Here is a 965-nt window from a genome sequence, read left to right as displayed (position 1 = left end):
CACCGTCCAGCACAACGACACGAAGAAGACCGGCCGTTACCGACGCGTCAACGGCCAGATCGCCCTACGTGTCCCCAGAGACGTGATCAAGGCCAAGTCCGCCCCCTACCTGCACCGCGGCAAACCCGCCAAGCAGAAGGCCCTGACCAACAGCAGCGACCACACCATCGTCGCCACCTACGGGGCCATCTACCGGGGCACCATCCAGTACTACCTGCTCGCCGGGGACGTCTACCGACTTCACCGGCTGCGCTGGGTCATGGAGACCTCCATGCTCAAGACCCTGGCAGGCAAGCACCGCTCGACGGTGTCGAAGATGGCGGCCAAGCACAAGACCAAGATCCAAACACCGTACGGGCCGCGCACCTGCTTCGAGGCACGTATCGAACGCGTCGGCAGGCAGCCACTGGTCGCACGGTTCAGTGAGATACCACTCCACCGGCAGAAAACGGCGACGGTCACCGACCGTCAACCGATCCGGGTCGACTACCCGCACAAGGAACTCCTCTCACGGCTCCTCGCGGACGTCTGCGAGGCCTGCCAGCAACCCGGCGAGGTGGAAGTCCACCACGTCCGCAAGCTCGCTGACCTCGGCCAACCCGGGCCGCTTCAGCTCCAGTGGGCCAAGGCAATGGCAAACCGGCGACGCAAGACCCTGGTGGTCTGCACCGCCTGCCACGACCAGATCCACACCGGGCAGCCGACCGCACCACTCACGCAGTAGTCACTGGAGAGCCGGACGATCGGGAAACCATCAAATCCGGTTCGGCGGGAGGCCGCGCGGAAAAGGACCAGCCCCAAAGGCTGACACCTCGCCGCGCGGCCCACCCATCCGCCTGGATCAGCAAGCATCGCCGCTGCGTACGCGACTACGAAACCAAACCCGACCACCACGAAGCCATGATCTACATCGCCATGATCATGACAATGTCACGCCGACTCGCCCGCACCGGCAACTGGTAACC

The 965-nt window shown here is 64.6% G+C and carries 1 protein-coding gene; it reads left to right on the top strand.

What is annotated here, in order from left to right:
* On the top strand, positions 1-724 hold a 724-nt coding region (locus KJS59_RS30650; protein WP_305071796.1), incomplete at its 5' end, for a group II intron reverse transcriptase/maturase.
* Between the last annotated feature and the right edge of the window lie 241 nt (positions 725-965).

The sequence above is a fragment of the Rhizomonospora bruguierae genome (assembly GCF_018397995.1).
Classification (GTDB): domain Bacteria; phylum Actinomycetota; class Actinomycetes; order Mycobacteriales; family Micromonosporaceae; genus Rhizomonospora; species Rhizomonospora bruguierae.
The sequence above is the reverse complement of the archived record's forward strand: the minus strand, read 5'-3'. Positions and strand labels throughout refer to the sequence as shown.